This window comes from Ensifer sp. 4252 (genome assembly GCF_050434565.1).
In the GTDB taxonomy this organism is placed as follows: Bacteria; Pseudomonadota; Alphaproteobacteria; order Rhizobiales; family Rhizobiaceae; genus Ensifer.
Genome location: NZ_JBNDIU010000010.1, coordinates 1 through 21,384, shown reverse-complemented (window position 1 = coordinate 21,384; position 21,384 = coordinate 1). Strand labels below are relative to the sequence as shown.

Annotated in this window: 16 protein-coding genes and 2 pseudogenes; 7 read left to right on the top strand and 11 right to left on the bottom strand. The window is 62.7% G+C overall.

All coding sequences use genetic code 11. The annotated features are described in order from the left end of the window. The first annotated feature begins 9 nt into the window (after positions 1–9). Positions 10–812: pseudogene (locus ABIE33_RS19025) on the top strand (ATP-binding cassette domain-containing protein). Positions 813–956: 144 nt separating this feature from the next. Here ABIE33_RS19025 and ABIE33_RS19020 read toward each other — a convergent pair. Together ABIE33_RS19020 and ABIE33_RS19015 are read right to left on the bottom strand one after the other, a co-directional pair. Next, complete coding sequence (locus ABIE33_RS19020) at positions 957–1,310, bottom strand: DMT family protein (protein WP_025427294.1); 354 nt, start codon at positions 1,308–1,310, stop codon at positions 957–959. 70 nt (positions 1,311–1,380) lie between these two features. Beyond that, positions 1,381–1,545, bottom strand: a complete 165-nt coding sequence (locus ABIE33_RS19015) for a hypothetical protein (RefSeq protein ID WP_429128014.1) — start codon at positions 1,543–1,545, stop codon at positions 1,381–1,383. A gap of 564 nt (positions 1,546–2,109) precedes the next feature. Here ABIE33_RS19015 and ABIE33_RS19010 point away from each other — a divergent pair. After that, positions 2,110–2,553, top strand: a complete 444-nt coding sequence (locus tag ABIE33_RS19010; RefSeq protein ID WP_429128012.1) for a TIGR02594 family protein — start codon at positions 2,110–2,112, stop codon at positions 2,551–2,553. 136 nt (positions 2,554–2,689) lie between these two features. Here the strand turns inward: ABIE33_RS19010 and ABIE33_RS19005 are convergent, their stop codons facing one another. From ABIE33_RS19005 to ABIE33_RS18995, 3 genes are all read right to left on the bottom strand, one after another. After that, on the bottom strand, positions 2,690–3,238 hold the full coding sequence (locus tag ABIE33_RS19005) for a GNAT family N-acetyltransferase (RefSeq protein WP_429128009.1): 549 nt from the start codon (positions 3,236–3,238) through the stop codon (positions 2,690–2,692). A 190-nt stretch (positions 3,239–3,428) separates the two neighbouring features. Beyond that, positions 3,429–3,929: an N-acetyltransferase family protein gene (locus tag ABIE33_RS19000; protein WP_429128007.1), complete on the bottom strand. Its 501-nt coding sequence runs from the start codon at positions 3,927–3,929 to the stop codon at positions 3,429–3,431. Between the two features lie 147 nt (positions 3,930–4,076). After that, on the bottom strand, positions 4,077–4,736 hold the full coding sequence (locus ABIE33_RS18995) for an aspartate/glutamate racemase family protein (RefSeq protein WP_429128004.1): 660 nt from the start codon (positions 4,734–4,736) through the stop codon (positions 4,077–4,079). Between the two features lie 302 nt (positions 4,737–5,038). Here ABIE33_RS18995 and ABIE33_RS18990 point away from each other — a divergent pair, with 302 nt between their 5' ends. Together ABIE33_RS18990 and ABIE33_RS18985 are read left to right on the top strand one after the other, a co-directional pair. Beyond that, on the top strand, positions 5,039–6,793 hold the full coding sequence (locus ABIE33_RS18990) for an adenylate/guanylate cyclase domain-containing protein (protein ID WP_429128001.1): 1,755 nt from the start codon (positions 5,039–5,041) through the stop codon (positions 6,791–6,793). Between the two features lie 6 nt (positions 6,794–6,799). Continuing rightward, the gene (locus ABIE33_RS18985; RefSeq protein ID WP_429127999.1) at positions 6,800–8,971 is read left to right on the top strand and encodes a CHASE2 domain-containing protein; all 2,172 of its coding nucleotides are present in this window, start codon (positions 6,800–6,802) and stop codon (positions 8,969–8,971) included. A gap of 69 nt (positions 8,972–9,040) precedes the next feature. Here the strand turns inward: ABIE33_RS18985 and ABIE33_RS18980 are convergent, their stop codons facing one another. Continuing rightward, positions 9,041–10,042, bottom strand: a complete 1,002-nt coding sequence (locus ABIE33_RS18980; RefSeq protein ID WP_429127996.1) for a FecR domain-containing protein — start codon at positions 10,040–10,042, stop codon at positions 9,041–9,043. Between the two features lie 414 nt (positions 10,043–10,456). After that, complete coding sequence (locus ABIE33_RS18975; protein ID WP_429127993.1) at positions 10,457–11,422, bottom strand: hypothetical protein; 966 nt, start codon at positions 11,420–11,422, stop codon at positions 10,457–10,459. A gap of 321 nt (positions 11,423–11,743) precedes the next feature. On the opposite strand from ABIE33_RS18975, the gene uvrB reads away from it, so the two are divergent. After that, entirely contained in the window at positions 11,744–14,779 is a 3,036-nt protein-coding gene (gene uvrB / locus ABIE33_RS18970) for an excinuclease ABC subunit UvrB (protein ID WP_429127990.1), read from the top strand. Positions 14,780–14,886: 107 nt separating this feature from the next. Here uvrB and ABIE33_RS18965 read toward each other — a convergent pair whose 3' ends face one another. From ABIE33_RS18965 to ABIE33_RS18955, 3 genes are all read right to left on the bottom strand, one after another. Beyond that, positions 14,887–15,642 carry a hypothetical protein gene (locus ABIE33_RS18965; protein ID WP_429127988.1) on the bottom strand — a complete coding sequence of 252 codons (756 nt, stop codon included), beginning with the start codon at positions 15,640–15,642 and terminating at the stop codon, positions 14,887–14,889. 305 nt (positions 15,643–15,947) lie between these two features. After that, positions 15,948–16,670 carry an LssY C-terminal domain-containing protein gene (locus ABIE33_RS18960; protein WP_429127986.1) on the bottom strand — a complete coding sequence of 241 codons (723 nt, stop codon included), beginning with the start codon at positions 16,668–16,670 and terminating at the stop codon, positions 15,948–15,950. A gap of 437 nt (positions 16,671–17,107) precedes the next feature. Next, positions 17,108–17,677 carry a J domain-containing protein gene (locus ABIE33_RS18955; protein ID WP_107027611.1) on the bottom strand — a complete coding sequence of 190 codons (570 nt, stop codon included), beginning with the start codon at positions 17,675–17,677 and terminating at the stop codon, positions 17,108–17,110. Positions 17,678–18,721: 1,044 nt separating this feature from the next. Here ABIE33_RS18955 and ABIE33_RS18950 point away from each other — a divergent pair. Next, positions 18,722–18,934, top strand: coding sequence for a cold-shock protein (locus tag ABIE33_RS18950; protein WP_025427309.1), 213 nt, complete (start codon positions 18,722–18,724; stop codon positions 18,932–18,934). 650 nt (positions 18,935–19,584) lie between these two features. Here the strand turns inward: ABIE33_RS18950 and dusA are convergent. Beyond that, positions 19,585–20,682: a tRNA dihydrouridine(20/20a) synthase DusA gene (gene dusA / locus ABIE33_RS18945; RefSeq protein ID WP_429127983.1), complete on the bottom strand. Its 1,098-nt coding sequence runs from the start codon at positions 20,680–20,682 to the stop codon at positions 19,585–19,587. Positions 20,683–20,975: 293 nt separating this feature from the next. On the opposite strand from dusA, the pseudogene ABIE33_RS18940 reads away from it, so the two are divergent. Further along, positions 20,976–21,211 (top strand): annotated as a pseudogene (locus ABIE33_RS18940) (site-specific integrase); the annotation flags it as partial. Positions 21,212–21,384: the final 173 nt, after the last annotated feature.

Sequence of the window (21,384 nt, the reverse complement as noted above, 5' to 3'; positions counted from 1 at the left end):
AGTAACCCGATGTCCGTCATCGCCCTTCATCCGAAACAGCAACAGGAAGCGCGCGGCGCGCCCGCGACCGCCCGGCAGCCGTCGCCGGTATCGGCAACCGCCCCGCTCGCCTTTTCGTTGCGGGACGTTGCCAAGCGTTTCGGTGACAAGACCGTGCTCGATGGCATCGACCTCGACGTGCCCCAGGGTCAGTTCGTTGCCGTGATCGGCAAGAGCGGCTGCGGCAAGAGCACATTGCTGCGCATTCTGGCCGGGCTGGACAGCCCAACGAGCGGCATCCTGACCGTTGCGGGCGGTAACGCATCGGAGCGGCGCAGCCGCATCATGTTCCAGGAGCCGCGGCTTTTGCCCTGGGCGAGGATCGGCCGCAATGTCGAAGTCGGCCTGACCGGCATCGCCAAGGGCGAAGTTGCCCGCGACCTCTCGCTGCAGATCCTGCAGGAGGTCGGCCTGGCCGACCGCGCCGAGGAATGGCCGTCGGTGCTGTCGGGCGGACAGAAGCAGCGCGTGGCGCTTGCCCGCGCCCTCGTCGCTCACCCATTTATCCTGGCGCTCGACGAGCCGCTCGGCGCGCTCGACGCGCTGACGCGCATCGAGATGCAGCAGCTTCTTGAGCGCATCTGGCAGCAGCAGAACTTTACCGCCGTGCTCGTCACCCACGACGTCGCGGAGGCCGTGGCGCTAGCCGACCGCGTCGTGGTTATCGATGAAGGCCGCATTGCACTCGACCTGCCGGGCCCCGGCGCCACGGCAGCCCCGAAACCGCCAGGCTCGAAGGGCAGATCCTGGATCGATTGTTCGGGCGGGGATAACGTGCCGCTTTCGATCGCTGGTTAGTGCACTCGACATTGACGAACACAACCTTCCATGAATGCAATGCAATCATTGCCTGTATGGATGTTGTCACCACAGAGCATCCTAACAGGCCATGTGCTGCGCGGGGCAGCCTTCCCATCTCACCCCTTGAAGATGAACGAGGCACCGATTGCGATCAGGGAGAAGCCGACGAGATGGTTCCAGCCGATCGATTCCTTCAGCCAGAAGACCGAGAACGCCGCAAACACAAGCAGCGTGATCACCTCCTGCATCGTCTTCAATTGCGCTGCCGAATAGACCTCGTGGCCAATGCGGTTTGCCGGCACGGCCAGGCAATATTCGAAGAAAGCGATGCCCCAGCTTGCAACGATTGCCATGTACAGCGGTGACGACGTGTATTTCAGATGCCCATACCAGGCGAATGTCATGAAGACGTTGGAGATCAGGAGCAGCAGGATCGGCCAGAGATAGGCCGGATTGATGGAGAACGACATGAGTATCCTCGAAGGCGCGAATCGTTCGGGCAGAATGATCTTGCCGCACGCGCTGTGACAAGCGCGAACATCATCTGAGACGTGCGATCGGCAGCGCACGGGACCTGAATTGGTCTTTCAAAAAACCTTGATAAACTGCTGTAAAAACGTTGATTTGCGCCGACCGCGCAGCCATGCCGTCGATCATCGTCGCATGGACACCACGTTCGCGGAACAGCGACGCTCCGACCACCATCAACTTCTGCCGCCGGACCTCCGGCGGCTTGGCGCACGGTCGCCCGGCCTTTTGCGGCTGCCTGCGTCAATTCCTTTTCCATTCATGGCTTTGCCCGTTCTACCGCATTCGGCCAAAATTGAAATTGCTGCCTCAATTAGGACCCGAAGATGCGATCAATGGATCGCGGCACCTGCACCAGCGACCAAACAAAACACAAAAATAGCGCATCAAAGCCGCAAAACACGGCGATATCTAACCCAAATGGATTAGATTGCGCACGAAATCTCTCTCTTTTCGCACTTTGCCACAATTTTGCTCCAGCGCATGGGCAAAGTCCGCGCACCGTCCGACGGGACAGGCAGGGGAATACCACACTCCGACGGCAATCGCCGTGAAGTTGGCACCGCGTTTCATCGCGGTTCGCCGGCGCGCTGATGCTGCGTTCAAGGTGCAACGCGCAGGCGCGAACCGCCGATATCCTCGAACACATTGATCGATGCAGATGAAACCGGGGGCAGTGTCGGCGACCGCCAGACACATCCGGGATGCACGCACCAAACAACTCGGCAAGGAGACCTGACCATGAAGGTCCTGGCGTTTCTCGCGGCTGCCTATGTCGCGCTTTTGACACCGGATGTGGCCACGGCGGGCATGTTGGCCCAGGCCCAGCAATACAACGGCCTGCACGAGGTCAAGAACAACAGGCGGCTGCGCACCGCACTCGGCATCAATCCGGCCCGCACGCCCTGGTGCGGCCATTTCATGGGCCTGATTGCCCGTAAGGCCGGCCGAACGCCGCCGCAAAGCTTCGCCATCGCCCGCTCCTGGCTGCGCTTCGGCGCACCCGTCAAGCTGACCTATGCCCGTCCTGGCGATATCATCGTCGTGCGCACCGGCCGCAGCTACCACGTCGGCATCATCTCTGCGCTGTCGAAATCAACGGCGAAGGTGATCGGTGGCAACCAATCGGGTCGCGTCACGGTTTCGCAATTCAAACGCGGTCAGGTTGTCGCCGTCAGGCGTTAGCCGGCGAAGGAAACAGATCTGCGGTCAGCGAGCGCAAGCATGCCACGCAAAAGTGCGCAGCGGTTTTGCGATAACGACATGCGAAAAAACAAGAGCCTAACGCGCAGTAAGCGAATCCTAGCGATCGCAATGCCCGTTAGGCATCGTTGCCGGCGTCCTGTTGCCCGTCGTTGAGCGAAAGGCGCATTGCGCAGCGCCGCTCGGCCGGCAGACCATATGTCGCCTCCTTCGCCAGGATCTGTGCCAACCGCGCGTCAAGCCCTTCTTCGCCGAGCGTCAGGAACCCGAGTTTGCGGTAGAAGCACTCGTTCCAGGCGAGTTCGCGGAACGTGGTCAGCGTCACCTCGCCAAGCGAGCGGCCGCGCGCATGGGCGATAGCGGCTGCGATCAAGGCACGCCCAAGCCCAAAGCCCTGCCGCTCGTGCAGCACCGCGAGCTGCCAGATGTGCAGCGCGCCATCACTGATCTCGGCGCAGAGAAACCCAAGCGGACGGTCGCGATCGTCGACCGCCACCCAGGAGAGACCACAACGAACGAATTCCAGATGCGCCGCCACCGATTGCACGTCGTCGTCGGCAATCCAGGCGAGCTCTGGCACCACGCGAAAAGCCTCACCCGATGATCGCTCGATATCGGGCAGCGCTGGCGTGTCGTCTTCACGGGTCAGTCGAATCAAGGCGTTCATGGCGGCATCCCACCGACGGCACTCGCGCCGTCGATACAGTCTTTCGATCGGACTTACAGGTAAGATATGTAGACGATAGCGACTAGAGTTTTCGCCATGAAGACAATCGCTTATCCCCATCTCTTCGCCATCCACGTATCGTGGACGTCGATCCGCATCGGCTCCCCTCCTGGGCAAGTTGCCTTGGCCGCTAAACCAGCGCCAGCGCCATCAGCATCTCATCGAAATATTGCCCGTCGACGCAAAGGGCGCGCTTCTCGAGCCCGTAACCTACGAAGCCGAGTTTGGAATAGAGCCGGATGGCGGCGGCATTGGAGGACACGACGGTCAATTGCAATTGCTCGACCCTGCCCCGTGCCTCCTCGATCACCACCTCGACCAACCGTCGCGACAATCCGCTCCCGCGCGCCTGCTCAAGCACGTACATGCCCCAGAGGATACCCTTGTGCTTTGTCTTGATGGCACTCGGAACCGTCAGGCCCGCAACGCCCATAAGCCCGCCGGCGGCATCGAAACCACCAAAGACCGTAGCGATGGCCAGCCGGTTGGCGAACCAATCGAGCGGCTGCTTCGCCTCGTCCTCAAAGGACGCGCCGAACGCCTCGGGATGGAGCAACAGGCCATCCAGGCGCAGCGCGCGATACGCATCGACATCACGGGGTTCAAGGCGGCGGAGCTGAAAGGAAGACATGTAGGGTTCCAAAATCCGGTTCTGGGCGCGCGATCCTCTCTGCATCGACCCCGCTCTGTCAACGCTAATCAACGGGATCAGCAGCCGGATTCCGAACTTTAGATTTTCCTCCTAAAAGCCTGAATCGACTATCAAACGCCATGCTTATTATTGAATTCGCAAAGCCCGTTGCCCGATGCGCTCCAGCGCCGCGCTCAAGCCCGCCATCGGGCTCGTCAATGGACGCGGTCCTCGACGCACGAGGTCCGCCGCACCGGCCATGGAGGCTTGTGCGAGAGCGACGATTGCAGCGCCATCGTCATAGGCTGCGTCGGCAGCATCGGCGATCGCGGCAAGATAGCCATCACAGTGACCGGACTTGAACAGACCCCAGGCGCCATCAACGAGGCGCACCTCAATCGCGACACCTTTTCGCTTCGCCGCATCGGCAAAAAGCACGGTGGTCGGCGCCACGGTCGTTTCGACGGCACAGAGCACCACCACCTTGCCGCCGACTGACGTCGCCTTTTCGGCAAGCGCCGCATCGATCCGCAACACCGGCGCCGGCGCCTCATGGACCATCGCAATACTGGGCCCGAGCGTCGAACAGGTGAGGATCACGGCGCTCGCCCCGGCTGCCAGTTTCGTCAGGGCTGCGGCCGTCTCCCTGGCTATATCGTCCGTGAGCCCGCCTGCCCGCTCAGCAGCCTCGAGCAGGTCCGGGCGCACCGCGTGGCGAAGCACATCCGCTGCGAGACCGAGTTCACGCGCGGCGGCTTCGAAAACGGCGACGTTGCTATCAGCCGTGTGCAGACAGACGATGATCAAGATCGCTTTTCCTCATGCTGGTTACGAGCTTCGCAGCCACTGTCGGCGCGCTGCTGCCGGTATACCTCGCACGTTACGTCGCCCGGTGGAAACAGGGATTGAAGCACCCACAACGCAGACTCTTCGTCGTCTCAAGCGCGCAATCCACGAGCGAAAGCGCCATCGGCCCGCAAACGCCCCAAAATCGGCGCAGCAATCGATGCCGACACACGATCACCGCGCTTTTTCATGCTTCTAGATATTGCTAAATTACGTTACCCTTAATTTCCTCTAGCCGTACGCCGCAGGAGGGGCTCGCCCCCTTGGAACGGAAGCTCGCAGTCATCCTCGCTGCCGATGTCGCTGGCTATAGTCGCCTCGTCGCGACCGACGAGGAAGGTACGCTCGCAACGCTGGGCACCTATTGCGCCACGATCGGCGACCTCGTTGCCGAGCATGGCGGCCGCATTTTCAGCACTGCCGGTGACAGCGTCGTCGCCGAGTTCCACAGCGCAGTCCAGGGCGTTCGCGCCGCCGTTGCCATCCAGCGCGCCCTGCAACGCCGCAATGCCGACTTGGCGCCGGAGAAACGCATGGAGTTCCGCATCGGCATCAATCTCGGTGACGTCGTGGTCGAGGGCACCAACCTTTTGGGCGACGGCGTCAACGTCGCGGCGCGGCTGCAGCAGGTGGCGCGACCGGCCGGCGTATGCATCTCCGGAACGCTGCACGACCAGATCGAAGGCAAACTCGACTTCCCCATGGTCAAGCTCGGCGAGCAGACGCTCAAGAACATGCCGCGGCCGGTGCTGGTGCACAGCGTCGACTGGCGCGAAGACCCGACGATGCCCAACCTCCCCGGCATGCCGCTCCGCTTGCCGAACAAGCCTTCGATCGCCGTGCTTCCCTTCCTCAACATGTCCGACGACCCGGGCCAGGACTTCTTTGCCGACGGGCTGACCGAGGACATCATCACCGGGCTTTCGCTCTGTCGCTGGTTCTTCGTCATCGCCCGCAACTCCTCCTTCGCCTACAAGGGGCACGCGGTGGACGTGAAGCAGATCGGCCGCGATCTCGGCGTGCGCTACATCGTCGAGGGCAGCGTGCGCCGGTCGGGAAGCCGCGTGCGCGTCACCGGGCAATTGATCGAGGCGGAGACCGGTGTGCACCTCTGGGCGCAGCGGTTCGATCGCGAAGTCGCCGACATCTTCGCCATCCAGGACGAACTCACCCAGCACGTCGTCGCCGCCATCGAGCCGGAAATCCTCATCGGCGAAAACCGCCGCGCGCTGTTGCGCGGCACCGAGAATCTCGACGCCTACGAATGCCATATGCGCGGCACGCTGCTGCACAACGCCCAGGACACGGCTGCGCATTTTTCCGAGGCGATCGACTGGCATCGCCGCGCAATCGCGCTCGACCCCGACTTCGGCCGCGCCCACATGATGCTGGCACGTTCCCTCTACGCCCGATGTTTTTTCGGTTTCAGCGACGATATCGACCGCGACAGGACCGAACTGCTCACCGCTGCCGAGCGCGCCATCGCGCTCGAAGATCGGGATCCCTACTCACATTACGTCATGTGCCTTGCCAATTTCGCAGCCCACCGCCCGCATGCGGCCGTGGCCGAAGCGCAGCAGGCGATCGATCTCAACCCCAATCTCGCATTGGCCTATATGGCACTCGGCTGGGCCCGCATTTTCATCGGCCGGTTCGCCGAGGCGCTCGATCCACTGCACAAGGCCTTGCGGCTGAGCCCGCACGATCCGCTGACCTATCTCTTCCTCAATCGGCTCGCGCTTGCCCATTATCATCTCGGCAACTACGAGGAGGCGCAGCACCATGCCGAACGCGGCCTATTGTTGCGGCGCACCTATTTCAATCTGGTCGTGGTGCTCGCCTGTCTCGGCCAGCTCGGGCGCATGCAAGATGCCTGCAAGCTCATCGATGAGGCGGTCGCCAACGCCCCCTCTGACCTTCCGCGCTACTGGCAGATCTTTACCGCCTATGTCGACCCCGCCGATTACGCGCATTTCACCGACGGTCTGCGCAAGGCGGGCCTGCCTGCCGTACCGTGAGGCGCCATGACACGTGCGCAACAGCTCGGCGTCGTAATCGGTCTGGCCGTCGTCGCTGTCCTGACACTGCTGCGCGCCAGCGACCCGCAGCTTCTGAAACAGGCGCGCGACGTCACCTTCGATGAATTTCAACGGCTTTCCCCGCGCGCCTACGAGACCATGCCAGTCAAGGTCGTCGATATCGACGAAGCCTCGTTGCGCGCCTTCGGGCAATGGCCCTGGCCGCGAGACCGGCTGGCGAAGTTGACGGACAGGCTGGCGGAGATGGGGGCGTCGGCGATCGCCTTCGATATCCTGTTTGCCGAACCGGATCGGCTTTCGCCGCGCAATGTATTGCGCGACGTGCCAGAGATCGATCCCTCGCTGCTGGCGCGCCTGCCCGACAATGACGAGGTCTTTGCCCAGTCGATCACGGGAAAGCCCATCGTCCTCGGCTTCGGGTTGACCAACGAAGGAAGCTACCTGCCGCCGGTCAAAGCCGGCTTCGCCTTCACCGGCGAGAGCCCGATCGGCGCGCCGCCGCGCATCCTGTCGGCCACGCCGCTGCGACCGCAACTGGAGAGCAATGCCGCCGGTCTTGGCCATATCAGCCTCAACCCCAGCGGCTCCTCGGCCATCGTACGCGCGGTGCCCCTGTTCCTGAGCGACGGCCAGCAACTCTACCCCAGCCTCGCAATGGAGGCACTGCGCGTGGCGCAAGGCGCCTCGACCTATGTGCTTGCCGGCGCGCCCAACCTGCCCGATACGCTGACGGCTGCCAAGATCGGCGATTTCGTCGTGCCGCTGACCGCCTCCGGCGAACTCTGGCTCTATGTCAGTCCCGATACGACCGAGCGCTATGTCTCCGCCCGGCGCATTCTTGAGGATGGCGACATATCCCCAGACGTCGGGGCGGCGATCGAGGGCAGCATCGTGTTCATCGGCACCTCCGCCGCCGGCCTGCAGGACGTGCGCACGACGGCGCTCGGCCAGAACGTTCCCGGCGTCTCGCTGCACGCCCAGATGGTCGAGCAGATCCTCTCCGGCCGCTACCTCTCGCGCCCGGACTGGGCCAATGGCCTGGAAATCCTGTCGATCGCAATTGCCGGCTGTCTGCTCGTGCTGCTGACGACCTTCGTCAGTCCTGTCATGGCGCTCGCCTGCGGCCTGGCGATCACGGCGCTGGCGCTGGTCGCCTCCTGGCTTGCATTCACCTATGCCGGCCTGCTCTTCGATCCGCTGGCGCCGATCCTTGCCGCGTCCATCACCCACTTCTCCGCCACAGCCTTCCGCTTCCTCGTCACCGACCGCGAGCGCCGCGAGGTCCGCCAGGCCTTTGGCCGCTATCTCTCGCCCTTGCTGCTCTACCGCATCGAACACAATCGCAACGCCCTTCGGCTCGGCGGCGACGATCGAGAACTCACGGTCATGTTCGTCGACGTGCGCAACTTCACCGAGATCAGCGAGCGCATGGCGCCGACCGATGTCGTTGCCTTTCTCAACACGCTGCTCGACGCCCTCAGCCGGCACGTCATCGCCAACGAGGGCACGCTCGACAAGTTCATCGGCGATTCGATCATGGCCTTCTGGAACGCACCGGTCGATGTTGCCAACCATCCGCGAAAGGCGTTGCGGGCAGCGCTCGGCATGCGTGAGACCTTGGCGCGGCTCAATGCCGACGACGCCTTCGGTTTCGGCGCGGCGCACGAGGTCGGCATCGGCATCGGCATCCATACGGGGATCGCCTGCGTCGGCAACATGGGCGCCGAGACGCGCTTCAACTATTCGGCCGTCGGCGACACCGTCAACATCGCCGCCCGCATCGAGGCTGCCTGCAAGGAAGTGAGCTTCGACATCCTGGTGTCCGAAGCGACGGCGCAGGCCCTGCCCGGTTGCGCGCTGCTGGAAGCAGGCGCCCTGGGGCTGAAGGGAAAGACGACGCGAACCCGGCTCTTTGCCGTCGCCGGCGACGAAGCCGTCGCCTCTTCGATCGACTTCGGCGAACTGCAGAGACTGCATTCGCGCCTGATCGAAAACCTGCGTGCACGCGCCTCTTCAAGCCGTAGCCTCGCCAACGCAGCCAAGCTCAAGGCGTCGGCGATCACGCCGGGCCTCGTGTCGTTCTACGGCAGGATCACCCGTCGGGCGGAGCATTTCATCGAGGTGCCTGTGGATCAGGCAAGCCGCGTCGCCGAATAGCGCGCAACCGTCATCTCTACGCAAGTTTGTGACGGTCCTTGCCATGACGCATGCCAGAAGGACCTATTGTCAGCCTCCCTGGTTTTCGCGGTTGCGCTCGCCATTGCCGCGACCACGATCGCCACCGCTATCCTGGCTGCCGCCGACGCTCTGGTTGCCGCCACCCTGTTCCGACGTGTCGCGTCCCGTGTCATTGCCGCCGCCGCCCTGATCGTGTTTCTCACCGTTGCGATCGTGTTTGTCACCGCGATCGAATTTCGGACCGTTGCGATCGTGCTTGTCGTGGCCCCTTTCGCGAATCTCCTTCTGAGGTCGCGGTTGGTCCGGCTTCGGCTCCTCTCGAACCACGGGATCCGGCTTGCGCGCCGGCGGGCTCTCGAGCTCGTACTGGACCGCTACGCGCAGCCCGCAGCCTCCGCCGCCCCAACCCATGGCGCCGTTCAGCTTCTGGCCACCCGAGAGGAAAGGCAAGGCCTGGGCGTTGCCGAGCGCTTGCAGCGTACGGCGGTTGACACGGCTGGCCTGGCTGACGGCACCGCCGGGCTTTGCCACCACACAGTCGCAACGCTGCGTCAGCTGCCGGCACCCGCCGGCGCCGCAGAAGCTTGCTGCGCCGCTGAGCAGCACCACCGCGGTCGTGCCGTCGCGGCCGACATAGAAATCAAACGCCGTACCGCGCACGCCGATCGTGCCCGCCGGCGTGACGATTTCATAAGCCGAATGTTTGGATTTGCCGCTGACCCAGCGAAAGGTCCCCTTGGCCGCCATTATCGTCAGTTTCTTCACCGACTTGCTGCCGTCATAGACGAACTGGTCGATGACCACGGACGAACCCCAGCCGACAGCCAACTTGGTTCCGTCCTGAAAGACGAACTGCCCAAGGCCGGACTTTGACGTCCGGATCCGTTCATCCCGGTAGACCGGGTCCCTGACCGCCAACGGACCGCTCGCCCCGGAAACTTCCGTCCTGATCGAGACTGCCTGGCCAACAGGCTCGGCAGTAAAGCTCTGCATTGGACAAAAAAGCGTGGCACTAAGAGCGATGAGTGCGGCACTGCGCAAATGCGACATGGCCCCCTCCAAACCACTCTTTTTATCATGCTGCACGGCCGGATGTCTGCTCGCCCATTCGGGGTAACCGGCGGCAACCAGAACTCGCATGAGCTAATCCCCTCCCCAACGCCGGCGCGAAAGCCATACGTCCGAAACACCACATGCGCCGGGCATGCCACCTCGGAGACGGCATGCGCAAGCGCAAGGCCAGATTGCAAACCGGATGCAACGGCGCACCGGCAAACAGTCGTCCTTTGAGAGCTGCCGTGATCCGACAGCACGACGAGGAGGCGATGGGCGTTGCCCGGCAATGGCGAACGGGCTGGCCATGGCGACACTAGCCGGGGCGCTCGCCGGATGAACGCACAGGGTCCCACGCAATCGGTCGATGTCAACGCAGGTTGGTATTGGTCGGGAAAGCCAAGGCGCACACTATGCAATCGCGGCGCTGTCTGCGGCGGCTGGCACCGTTGCCCCGAGTCCGCTCATGAGCTTGGCCGTCAGAGCCAGGCTCGCAAAATCCGAGATCATCGGCAGAACCTCGGCTTCGCGCATCGCGACATAGGTGTTCGGCAATTCGAAAAAATTGCGCTTTGTCGGCAGCAGGACGTAACAGCTCTCCTCCCTAAGCAGCACATGCACGGACCCAAGCTCCCAGGTTTCCTCTAGAAAGGCGAGAGCGCTCGAAAGATCCCCAATCACGCGGGCACCCGCCTCCGGGTTGTCGGTCAAAAACTCATGGCGTTCCGCCAACTCGCTTCCGTCAGGCCATATCCGCGTCAGCTTCGCATCAAATCGATCTTCTGCAGGCAAAGCCTTGCCAAGGATCCCCCTGAGCTGCCGCGCCATCAGAGTGCCCGGAAACGGCGCCTGCAGCGCCGTGTGCAGGACAAGTCCGCGAAAAGCCGGCGCACCTGCCTCGTTGCTCATGTCCAACGTCAATTCGTCGAGCGAAAACGAGGCGCCTTGATATGTTCCGGAAAGGCTGTCGCCGCAGTCGACCACATCGTGGCGGATCATGCCTGTCTGGCGCAAAGCAAGGGTTGCCGGCGATGCTTCGCCATGCCGGTACGAAAGATTATCGACAAAGCCGAACAGCTCCGGCAGCAGCCTGTCGCGCGCATCCTGACGAAAGCGCTGGATCGAAGAGCGCGCCCTCAACAACATGCTCGCCGCCAAAAGTAGACCGACAAGCAGCGGCACTTCGGACCAATTCTTCCATCCGGCAAAGAGGAGCAGGCAGATCGTCGCGGGGGCCACGAACCAGACGATCCTGCGGAACCACAGCTTGCGGATCACCGCCGAACGTCCGCCGTTATACTGTGCGACAAGGGCGCCGATATGCGCCATCGCCTCCGGTCCCGGCAAAATACCGCGCGCCTCGGAATTCGCTTTCACTCCAGGCCCCGCCGACGACGCCATTTTCGTTCCCCCTCGGCCCAATCGGCCGCCATTGCCGGCTGTTTTCTCGAGCCGGAATCGATGACGGCAAAGATGCAGCAGCACTGGAACGGCCGCAAGCTCCAGCTGTTCGTCCTCAACCGTCGTTCGTAAAAGCGCCCGCGGACCGCCTCTCCTCGTTGGCTGGCAAGCTCGGCCAGCGACATGCGCAAACCGTGACGACAGGGCCGGTGAATCCCAGAAAAATCCACGTATTTCGTTTCCCTTTTGTACTCATTCCCCCTTTATTTTCGCAATGACTCTGTCCATATTCCCGCCATGGCCCAGGATCCGAAGAAGTCTGCAAAAAATCCCCCCAGAAAAACCACAGTGCCCGGCGGCTTCGAGGAAGCCCCGCAGGCGCCGCTGTCGGGAACGCCCCTATCAGGCAATGTCTCCGATTGGGTGAAACAGCTCGAGGCGGATGCCGAGGCCTCCGCCTTCGAGAGCCAGCGCGAGGTCGCCTCCAAGGCCGGCAAGCACCGCAAGAAGGTGGAGATCGCCGCGAAATCGGCCGCAGGCCGCAAGCCCGAAGGGGCGTCCGACCCGATGCGAGGCCCCCGCGACGCCGTAGGCGCGCTGTCAAAGAAGGCCGGAGCGAAGGCGCAAGGCGCCGACAGCGTGAGCGGAAGAACGTCTCGCGGCACCTCGATGGGCGGCACGACCGACCCGAAGACGCGCGCCGCGGCAGGCCTCAACCCGGTCGCCGGCCTCGACGTGTCGCTGGAAGATGCCGACAAGCTGTCCACCTCTGGCGTCACCGCCACGGTGGAGGCGCTGTCGGCGCTGATCGAGAGCGGCAATCCGCTGTTCAAGGACGGCAAGCTCTGGACGCCGCACCGCCCTGCCCGGCCGCCGAAATCCGAAGGCGGCATCGAGATCCGCATGGTCTCCGACTACGAGCCCGCCGGCGACCAGCCGACGGCGATCGCCGATCTGGTCGAGGGCCTGTCCTCCGGCGAGCGCAGCCAGGTGCTGCTCGGCGTCACCGGCTCCGGCAAGACCTTCACCATGGCCAAGGTGATCGAGGCGACGCAGCGCCCCGCCGTCATCCTGGCGCCCAACAAGACTCTCGCCGCCCAGCTCTATTCCGAGTTCAAGAACTTCTTCCCGGATAACGCAGTCGAGTATTTCGTCTCCTACTACGACTACTACCAGCCGGAAGCCTACGTGCCGCGCTCGGATACCTTCATCGAGAAGGAATCCTCGATCAACGAGCAGATCGACCGCATGCGCCACTCGGCCACCCGCTCGCTGCTCGAGCGCGACGACTGCATCATCGTCGCCTCGGTCTCCTGCATCTACGGTATCGGCTCGGTCGAGACCTATACCGCCATGACCTTCCAGATGAGCGTCGGCGACCGGCTCGACCAGCGCCAACTGCTGGCCGACCTGGTGGCGCAGCAATACAAGCGCCGCGACATGGATTTTCAGCGCGGCTCGTTTCGCGTGCGCGGTGACACGATCGAGATCTTCCCGGCCCACTTGGAGGATGCCGCCTGGCGCATCTCCATGTTCGGCGACGAGATCGACGCCATCACCGAGTTCGATCCGCTGACCGGCCAGAAGACCGGCGACCTGAAATCGGTAAAAATCTACGCCAACTCGCACTATGTCACCCCGCGCCCGACGCTGAACGGCGCCATCAAGGCGATCAAGGAAGAGCTGAAGCACCGGCTGGCGGAATTGGAAAAGGGCGGCCGCCTGCTCGAAGCCCAGCGGCTTGAGCAGCGCACCCGTTACGACATCGAAATGCTGGAGGCCACCGGCTCCTGCGCCGGCATCGAAAACTATTCGCGCTACCTCACCGGCCGCAATCCCGGCGAGCCGCCGCCGACGCTGTTCGAATATATCCCTGACAACGCGCTGCTGTTCATCGACGAGAGCCACGTCTCCGTCAGCCAGATCGGCGGCATGTATCGCGGCGACTTCCGCCGCAAGGCGACGCTGGCCGAATACGGCTTCCGCCTGCCCTCGTGCATGGACAACCGGCCGCTGCGCTTCGAGGAATGGGACGCTATGCGCCCCGACACGGTCGCCGTTTCGGCCACCCCCGGCGCGTGGGAACTGGAGCAATCCGGCGGCGTCTTTGCCGAACAGGTCATCCGCCCGACCGGCCTGATCGACCCGCCGGTGGAAGTCCGCTCGGCAAAAACCCAGGTCGACGACGTCCTGGGCGAAATCCGCGAGACGGCAGCCGCCGGCTATCGCACGCTGGTCACAGTGCTGACCAAGCGCATGGCCGAAGACCTCACCGAATACTTGCATGAACAGGGTATTCGCGTGCGCTACATGCACTCCGACATCGATACGCTGGAGCGCATCGAGATCATCCGCGATCTTCGCCTGGGTGCGTTCGACGTGCTCGTCGGCATCAACCTTCTGCGCGAAGGTCTCGACATTCCCGAATGCGGCTTCGTCGCCATCCTCGATGCCGACAAGGAAGGTTTTCTGCGCTCGGAGACGTCGATGGTGCAGACCATCGGCCGCGCCGCGCGCAACGTCGACGGCAAGGTCATCCTCTATGCCGACCAGATCACCGGCTCGATGCAGCGCGCCATGGACGAGACCAGCCGCCGCCGCGAAAAGCAGATGGCCTTTAACGAGGCCAACGGCATCACCCCGGAATCGGTGAAGGCCAAGATCTCCGATATCTTGGACTCCGTCTACGAGAAGGACCATGTGCGCGCCGACATTTCCGGCATCGCCGGCAAGGGTTTTGCCGACGGCGGCCATCTCGTCGGCAACAATCTGCAGGCGCACCTCAACGCGCTGGAAAAGCAGATGCGCGACGCCGCCGCCGACCTCGACTTCGAAAAGGCCGCCCGCCTGCGCGACGAGATCAAACGCCTCAAAGCCGCCGAACTCGCCGCCATGGACGACCCGATGGCCCGCGAAGAGGCAAAGGCGATCGAGGGCGGAAGCGCACGAAAGAGAGGCCAGGCAACAGTGCCGGACAGCGGCAAGGCCTCCTCCTCCTCTTCACAGTCCTTCACCGCGCAGTCATCCTCGGGCTCGACCCGAGGATCCACCACCGCCGACGACAACTCTTTGTTCCGCAAGCCCGACCTCGACGAAATGGGCCGCGACGTGGCAACCCCGGCCGGCCGCAAGGATACCGAGGGCCAAAGCCTCTTCCGCAAAAACAGCCTCGACGAAATGACCGTCGGCCGCACCGAAAAGCCTGTTATCGGCAAGGTGCCGGACAAGCCGATCATCCGCGCCAAACCCGGTGTCGGGTCCTACGAGGATCCGGTGGATGAAAAGCGGCAGAAGGGGCGGACGAAAGGGAAGACGGGGCGGCCGGGAAAATAGGCCCACTGATGGCAGTTAGCTCTTGCTCTTGCTCTTGCTCTTGCTCTTGTTTCGACCCGACGCCTCTTCAAATGCCTCTTCGTCCGCCCGCGCCCATCAGCGCTCTGCTACACCTTCATCTCCGCAAGCGCACGACGCAGCGGCGCATCCGAAATCTGGATCGCGCCGCTGAACGGTATGTCCATGTCGAGCACGACATAAACAGAGACGGCGATGAACATCGCCGAAACGACGAACATGGCGATAACCACGGCGTTTGGCGGTGCGCGGTAGCCGAAGCTGGCGAAGATCAACGACAGCCAGGCGATCAGCATGCCGATAACGGGCATGGGTATCGCGCCCTCCGATTGCTCGACGATCGTCCAGCGCTGCTCGACGATGCGGTTATATTGTTGGCGTGCGTCCGCCAGCATGGACTCATGCAGGCTGTCGGCGGGTTGAATGGCCGCCAGGCTGTTGCCAACCGTGTCCAGACGCTGCTGATCGGAATTGGGTTCCTGGTGCAGCGTAGCGTCGGCGCGCTCGGGATCGACAATCGCCCCCTCGACATAGGCGATCAGATATTGCCGCGCATCGTTGCCGGCAAGGCCATAGGTTCTGAGCGTCCGGTCGAGAAGGATCAGATTGATGGCGAAGGAATGCACATTGTCGTCGATGCCCTCGAACGTGTTCTTGGCCGAATTGATCATCAGGCCGAAGACCAGCGACGCCATGACCACGAAGATATTGGCAACGAGCCGCACGACGGTATTGGTATCGTCGTCGCGATGACGCGCCGGCAGCTTCGGATAGACGTGCATCATGCCAAGCGCCGCCACACTCAGGCAGAGGAATGCGGCAACGGCAATCAAGATCGCACTCATTCCGGCCCCGTTCCTGTTGTTCCGCTGCCCTCTGTACGCCTGGCGCGCGCCATGGGCGGCGACTGCATGTTTCCTTAAATCCCATTCGATTTAAGGATAAAAACATGCGGCAGTTCAAAGTGCTACAGCGACCTTTGCGCGCCTAATAAGGCGCGCGGCGCTGTAGGATAGGAGCTTTATCAAAGTCCGCAACGGCTGAGGTGTGCCCGATCTGTTTGCCGAGGTTCTCGAATCTGCAGCAGCCCGGTCGTCAGTTCACGATATCGCCGAGGTTGAGCCACCGTCTTGCGGGCGCGTGTCGCGCTTTAGCCGCCGGTGCCGGACGGCGCCTGCCCCAACACCCCAATCAACGCCATACCATCGGTAAAGTATGGATCGCCGCCGCCGTTGCGGCCGGTCTTGGTGGCGCCGATACCGGGGATGTCGTAGGTCGACGATACCTGCCCCGCCTTTTGCAGATCGCCGATCACCAGATCTCGTTCCGCATCAAGATCGGGGCCAATATGGTGGGTGATCTGGCCAGTGTCGTGGCTGAAACCGACGCCGCGGTCGAAGCTGGCCGAACCGAGAAAGAGCGGTTTGCCATCCGCGCCGGTTTGTTTGCTCAGCCAGAAGCGCACGTGATTACGCTCGTCGGCGCTGTTGCCAACAGGCTTTTCAAACGCCAGATCCTGTTTCCGGCCCTCGAAGAACAAAGGACTGACCGGTGCATCGAGGTCCGGCCGATCGAGGACCACGCTCAATCCGATGTCGACCGAAGAGCGCAGCGTGATCTTGTCGGCCGGATCCCAGCCGGCCGCTGCAAAGGCGCGGATCACCTGCTCCCTGGAGCCGACGAGGCCGACATTGATCGGATCTCCTGGGATATCCTGCTCGGTGGTGGTGACCATGGAGCTAAAACCGTCAACCCGGCTCCAGTCGCGAAAGATCCAGAACTCCGGCAGCAGGAAATAGCTGACCAGCAGATAGGAAAGCAGCAAGGCCGCCAAAACGCTCAGCGATTTCAGAAGTTTCCTGTGACGGGTCATCTGCGTTCACCCCAGTCCCGGTGCGGCGATACCAGTTAAACCTGACATGGAAAGCAGCGCGTGGCGACAATCATGTCAATCCTGACCCGCGGCCGCCTCCGAAAAACATGAAACGATTCAAAGTGCTACAGCGGCCTTTGTGCGCCTGAAAAGACGCACGGCGCTGTAGGCGACCGTCTGCCTGTTCAAGCGCCAAATACGATCGCGCCGACGTCCGCCCCTACACAGCGTTGATGAGCAATCCTAGGCCTCACCGAACCATGGTTCGCCGGCGCCTCAATGCATCCTGTCTACGCGAACCAGATCGACGCGTTTTCGATCGCAGTGGCAACCAGCGGGGGCAGAACGGCGGACCACTACCAGCGTTAGGCCCTTAACTGCAGGCGGCACGGCCACGGCCTGACCGCGCCTCCTTCCGCAAGATGCGAGCAGCGCCCCTATTCCGCCGCGTGCGCCTTAACCTCCAGCGCCTCGAGTTCGTAGGAATAGCCTTCCAGCATTTCATACGCCTGTTCGATCGTCTTGATCTGCTCCTCGGTGGTCTTGATCGCTTCGGCGATCGATCGCGAGCGGGCGCGCAGCATGGAGCCGAGGACGTCGGTTTCCGGCCGGCGGCCGAGGCGGTCGAGGTGCTTGCGCACGCGGGCGCGGTGGCGCTCGAGTTCGAGGATGTGGAAGCGGCTCTTGACGATATCGTCGGAGAGCTTGCGGCGCATGGCGGCCACGGGGTCAAAGCTGCCGGGTTCACGCTCGTCGAGGATGAAGTCGTTGACCAGCGTCTCGAGCATCATCAGGCCCTTGAGATCGCGCGGCTCGGCGAGTTGCGGATCGTAGCCGGTATCGTCAAAGACCTTCCGCCGCACCGGGTCCTTCAGGAGATCATAGACCGCCTGCAGCCGGGCAAATTGCTCGGCATCGCCGCCCGAGTCGGGATGGGCCGCCTTGGCCGCCTTGCGATAGGCCGTGCGGATGGCCTGGTCGTTCGCGTCGCGGTCCACGCCAAGCATCTCGTAGGGATCGATCACGCTGCCCCCTGTTCGTCTCGCATTCCGATTTCTCCGCCTGACCTAACGCACGCAACCGAAGACCGGAACCAATCACCGGTAAAGCCTGCGCGTTATCCCAAACTTGTTCAAGTGCTGATGCGGTGTGATGGCATCAGCACTGCACCCGGCCACCGCGTTCATCGAGCCCACGCGCCGAAGCGGTCACCCACCCGACGCGGCGGCGCGCACGTTCGGCTGCGGTCGGGACGAAATTGTGGTCGGAAACGGGCCGTCCCCGATTTTTGCATGCAGGGCCGATGGTTAAGGCGGAAGCCGACCGTCGCATTTGCCTCGCCCGCAAGACGAGCAGCCGTCGGGAGGCATCCCATCGACAAGGAACGGCGACGCACCTTGGTGCACTCCGCGATCTGACCCGCATTCGGCCCGCTTGATAGTCGGCTTACCGACCCTCGCGGAGCCGCGAAATCGCACGCAGTGGACGCCGCCATCAACGGCCTTCACGCGCAGTCCCTATCCGCCCCGCCGCGGGCTAGTTTGGCTCTCCTCCCCGGCGTGCCCTTGCCCGAAACCCCGGTGACCTTTTCAATCCTTGCCAACACAGCCGCCCGCTAAAGAATGACATCCTGGTTGCGATCATCCAGTGCCCGGCAGACATCGCCGGCAATGTGCCGCCGATACCGGGTCGCGCGATCACCGCGTCGCTCTGTCTGCGCCAAGCGGCAGCCGCTGGCGTGGCGGAAGCCCAAAACCCCTGAGAATGCTGTGGTTGGCGGCTCATTTTCCTGAAATAGACCGCGCGAATGGCTCTTGCGTTTTTTTGCAAATACTGTCACAGCTGCTACCGTTCGGGCGTTTTCAATCCCGGAGACTGGACTTTCTCTTTTGTGCCCGGCTTGCCGGGCCGGCCGGAAGCGGCAAATGGACGTTCTTTCCCCGTTATCGTGACTACTCGACGCCTATCCGCTTGCATGCGGAAGACGACACACCCACATCCTCACGGGGGCGCGGGTATAGCTTTAAGACTGAAGGAAAAGGACTTCTTCCATGGCCACTAAGGGCACCGTAAAATTCTTCAACCAGGACAAGGGTTTTGGTTTCATCACGCCGGACGGCGGCGCTAAGGACGTTTTCGTCCACATCTCCGCTGTACAGGCCGCTGGCCTTGCTACGCTGAAGGACGGCCAGGTTGTCACGTTCGACACCGAAGCTGACCGCATGGGCAAGGGCCCGAAGGCCGTCAACATCCAGGCTTCGTAAGCCGGATCGTCCGACCGGACTTTTTGGAAACGGCGCTCCCTCGGGGGCGCCGTTTTCGCTTGGGCTGCTGGTTTGTGTTGGGGCGGACGCCGACACGCTGACCGGGTGTCGCGAGCCCCCCATCAACGACGCGCTCGAACCGACAGCCGCCGAACGGCCATGGATCCTCGGCTCGAGGCCGAGGATGACGGCGGTTGGAGGCTGAGGCTGACGGAGCGCAAGAACCAGGACGATGGTGGATCTGGGCTTCACCAGTGATTTCAATCTGCGCTTCGGCGCTCTCGATCGCTTCGAGGAGGCACAACGCAGCATGTGGCCGGAAGGTGCGGCAACCAATCGGCCTCCAAGGTAACCGCCTCCCTCATTTCTGTGCTCGTCACAGAAATCCAGGCGCACCGCGTTCGCGGCTCGGAGGGGTGCTGACGATCGACCCAATGCGCGCGCGAGACTTCCCGCAGTGCCGGAGCACGCCGCCTGCCCCCGTGACCTGAATGGGGAGAAGCGGGCGCCGCGTCGTCAAGCAGACGGGCTCATGGTCGTCAGCCACACCAAATCGGGCGCTCTTCCGCCTTTCACCACCGGGCGCGACAGCCTCCCGACACAAATGCCGCGATGGAAACAGCCAGCCTCGGCGTTGATGCCGGGCCGAATTACTCCGCCGCCTGCTTCGCAGCTGCCGCCTCGAATACCGCATCGAACGCAGCGTGGATGACCTCCGGCCCAGCCCCTTGTCGGGTGGCGTCGGACGACAGGATCTGGCGGTAGCGCCGCGCGCCCGACCAGCCCTGGAACAGCCCGACCATATGCCGCGTGACATGGGCGAGCCGTCCGCCATTGGCGATGTGAGCGGCTGCATAGTCCGCCATCACGTCGCGCAGTTCCGCCCAGAAGGAGAGATCCAGCCGGTGGCCGCGCTCGGAGAAGCTTGCCCCGTCATGGACGAGCGCCGGTGCGCCGGTCAGCGGATGCGGGAAGAAGCCATCGACCGACGAGAGCATGGCGCTGTCGTGATAGGCCGCCCGGCCGAGCATCACGCCATCGAGATGCTTCAGCTCGTCCAGAGACTGACTCAAAGTCTGAAGTCCGCCGTTGAGGCCGATGAAAAGATTGGGGTTTTCATCCTTCAACCGATGCACGAGGGCATAGTCGAGCGGCGGGATGTCGCGGTTTTCCTTGGGCGAGAGCCCCTGCAGCCAGGCTTTGCGGGCATGGACCCAGACAGCGTCGGTGCCGGCGTCGACGACGCGCGACACCAGATCGCGCAATGCCACTTCCGGATCCTGCTCGTCGACGCCGATGCGACACTTCACCGTCACCGGAATGCCGACGGCAGCCTTCATCGCCGCGACGCATTCCGCCACCACGCCGGGCTCCTGCATCAGGCAGGCGCCGAAGGTGCCGGACTGCACCCGGTCGGACGGGCAACCGACATTCATGTTGATTTCGTCATAGCCGAACTCTTCGGCAATGCGGGCCGCCTCCGCCATCTTGCGCGGATCGTTGCCACCCAGTTGCAGCGCCACCGGACGCTCCGACGCATCATAACCGAGCAGCTTAACCCGATCCCCCCTGAGGATTGCGTCGGCGACGATCATCTCGGTGTAAAGCAACGCATGCCGCGAAAGCCGGCGCGCGAAAAAGCGGTAGTGCCGATCGGTCCAGTCGATCATCGGGGCCACGGCAAAAATGCGCCCCTTGCTGTACAGGCTTTTGCCCGGTTTTCCGGCCATTTGCGGCATTTCGTGCATGTCTGATCAGGTCTCGTTTGTTCTCTTCTTCGTCCGTTTCCATCGTGCTGGTGCGACAGCGCAGCACCGAAGCAAGGCCTGTAGCACCGCCATGGGAACCATATCAGAGCGAAAGCGTCGAAACGGGATATAGCCTTATATCGCGCAGATCCGATTAAAGCGAGATGGCAAGGTACAACACATCGAGGCGCAGACTTTCGAGCGTCGGCATGGGGCCGCTGCTTGACTTAAGAAGCGTGACACGGAACATGCCGAGATCGTCCGACCTGATCCTTCCATGCGATGTCGGTACAATAAGCGCGTCATTCACCTGCGCCTGCACGCTGCTCGACATCGACGATCTGCACTTTCAAGATTTTCGCCAACAAGGCGTTTCCCGCCTCTTTGAGCCAGGCTGGAGTATAACCGCATGTACCGACCCTCTCCTGGCTTCGTTCATGGAACTCGTTGAAGCGCTATTCGCACATCAAGCAGCGATAAATACGAGGGTTGGAAATGGCTGGACGCCATCGCGCCGCAAACGAATTGACGATCATAGAGGGCCGGAGAAGGTTCGACGAGATTTTGCTAGTCCGGGTATGATAATCCCATGCCATTGGCTGCCAGCTATCAAGCGTCATCGTGAACTGGTCCTTGGGCGACACGCAAATCTGGTCCGCCAAGGGGTGTTAGTTAGTCTCCATACCGGCTGCCGTAGTGGAC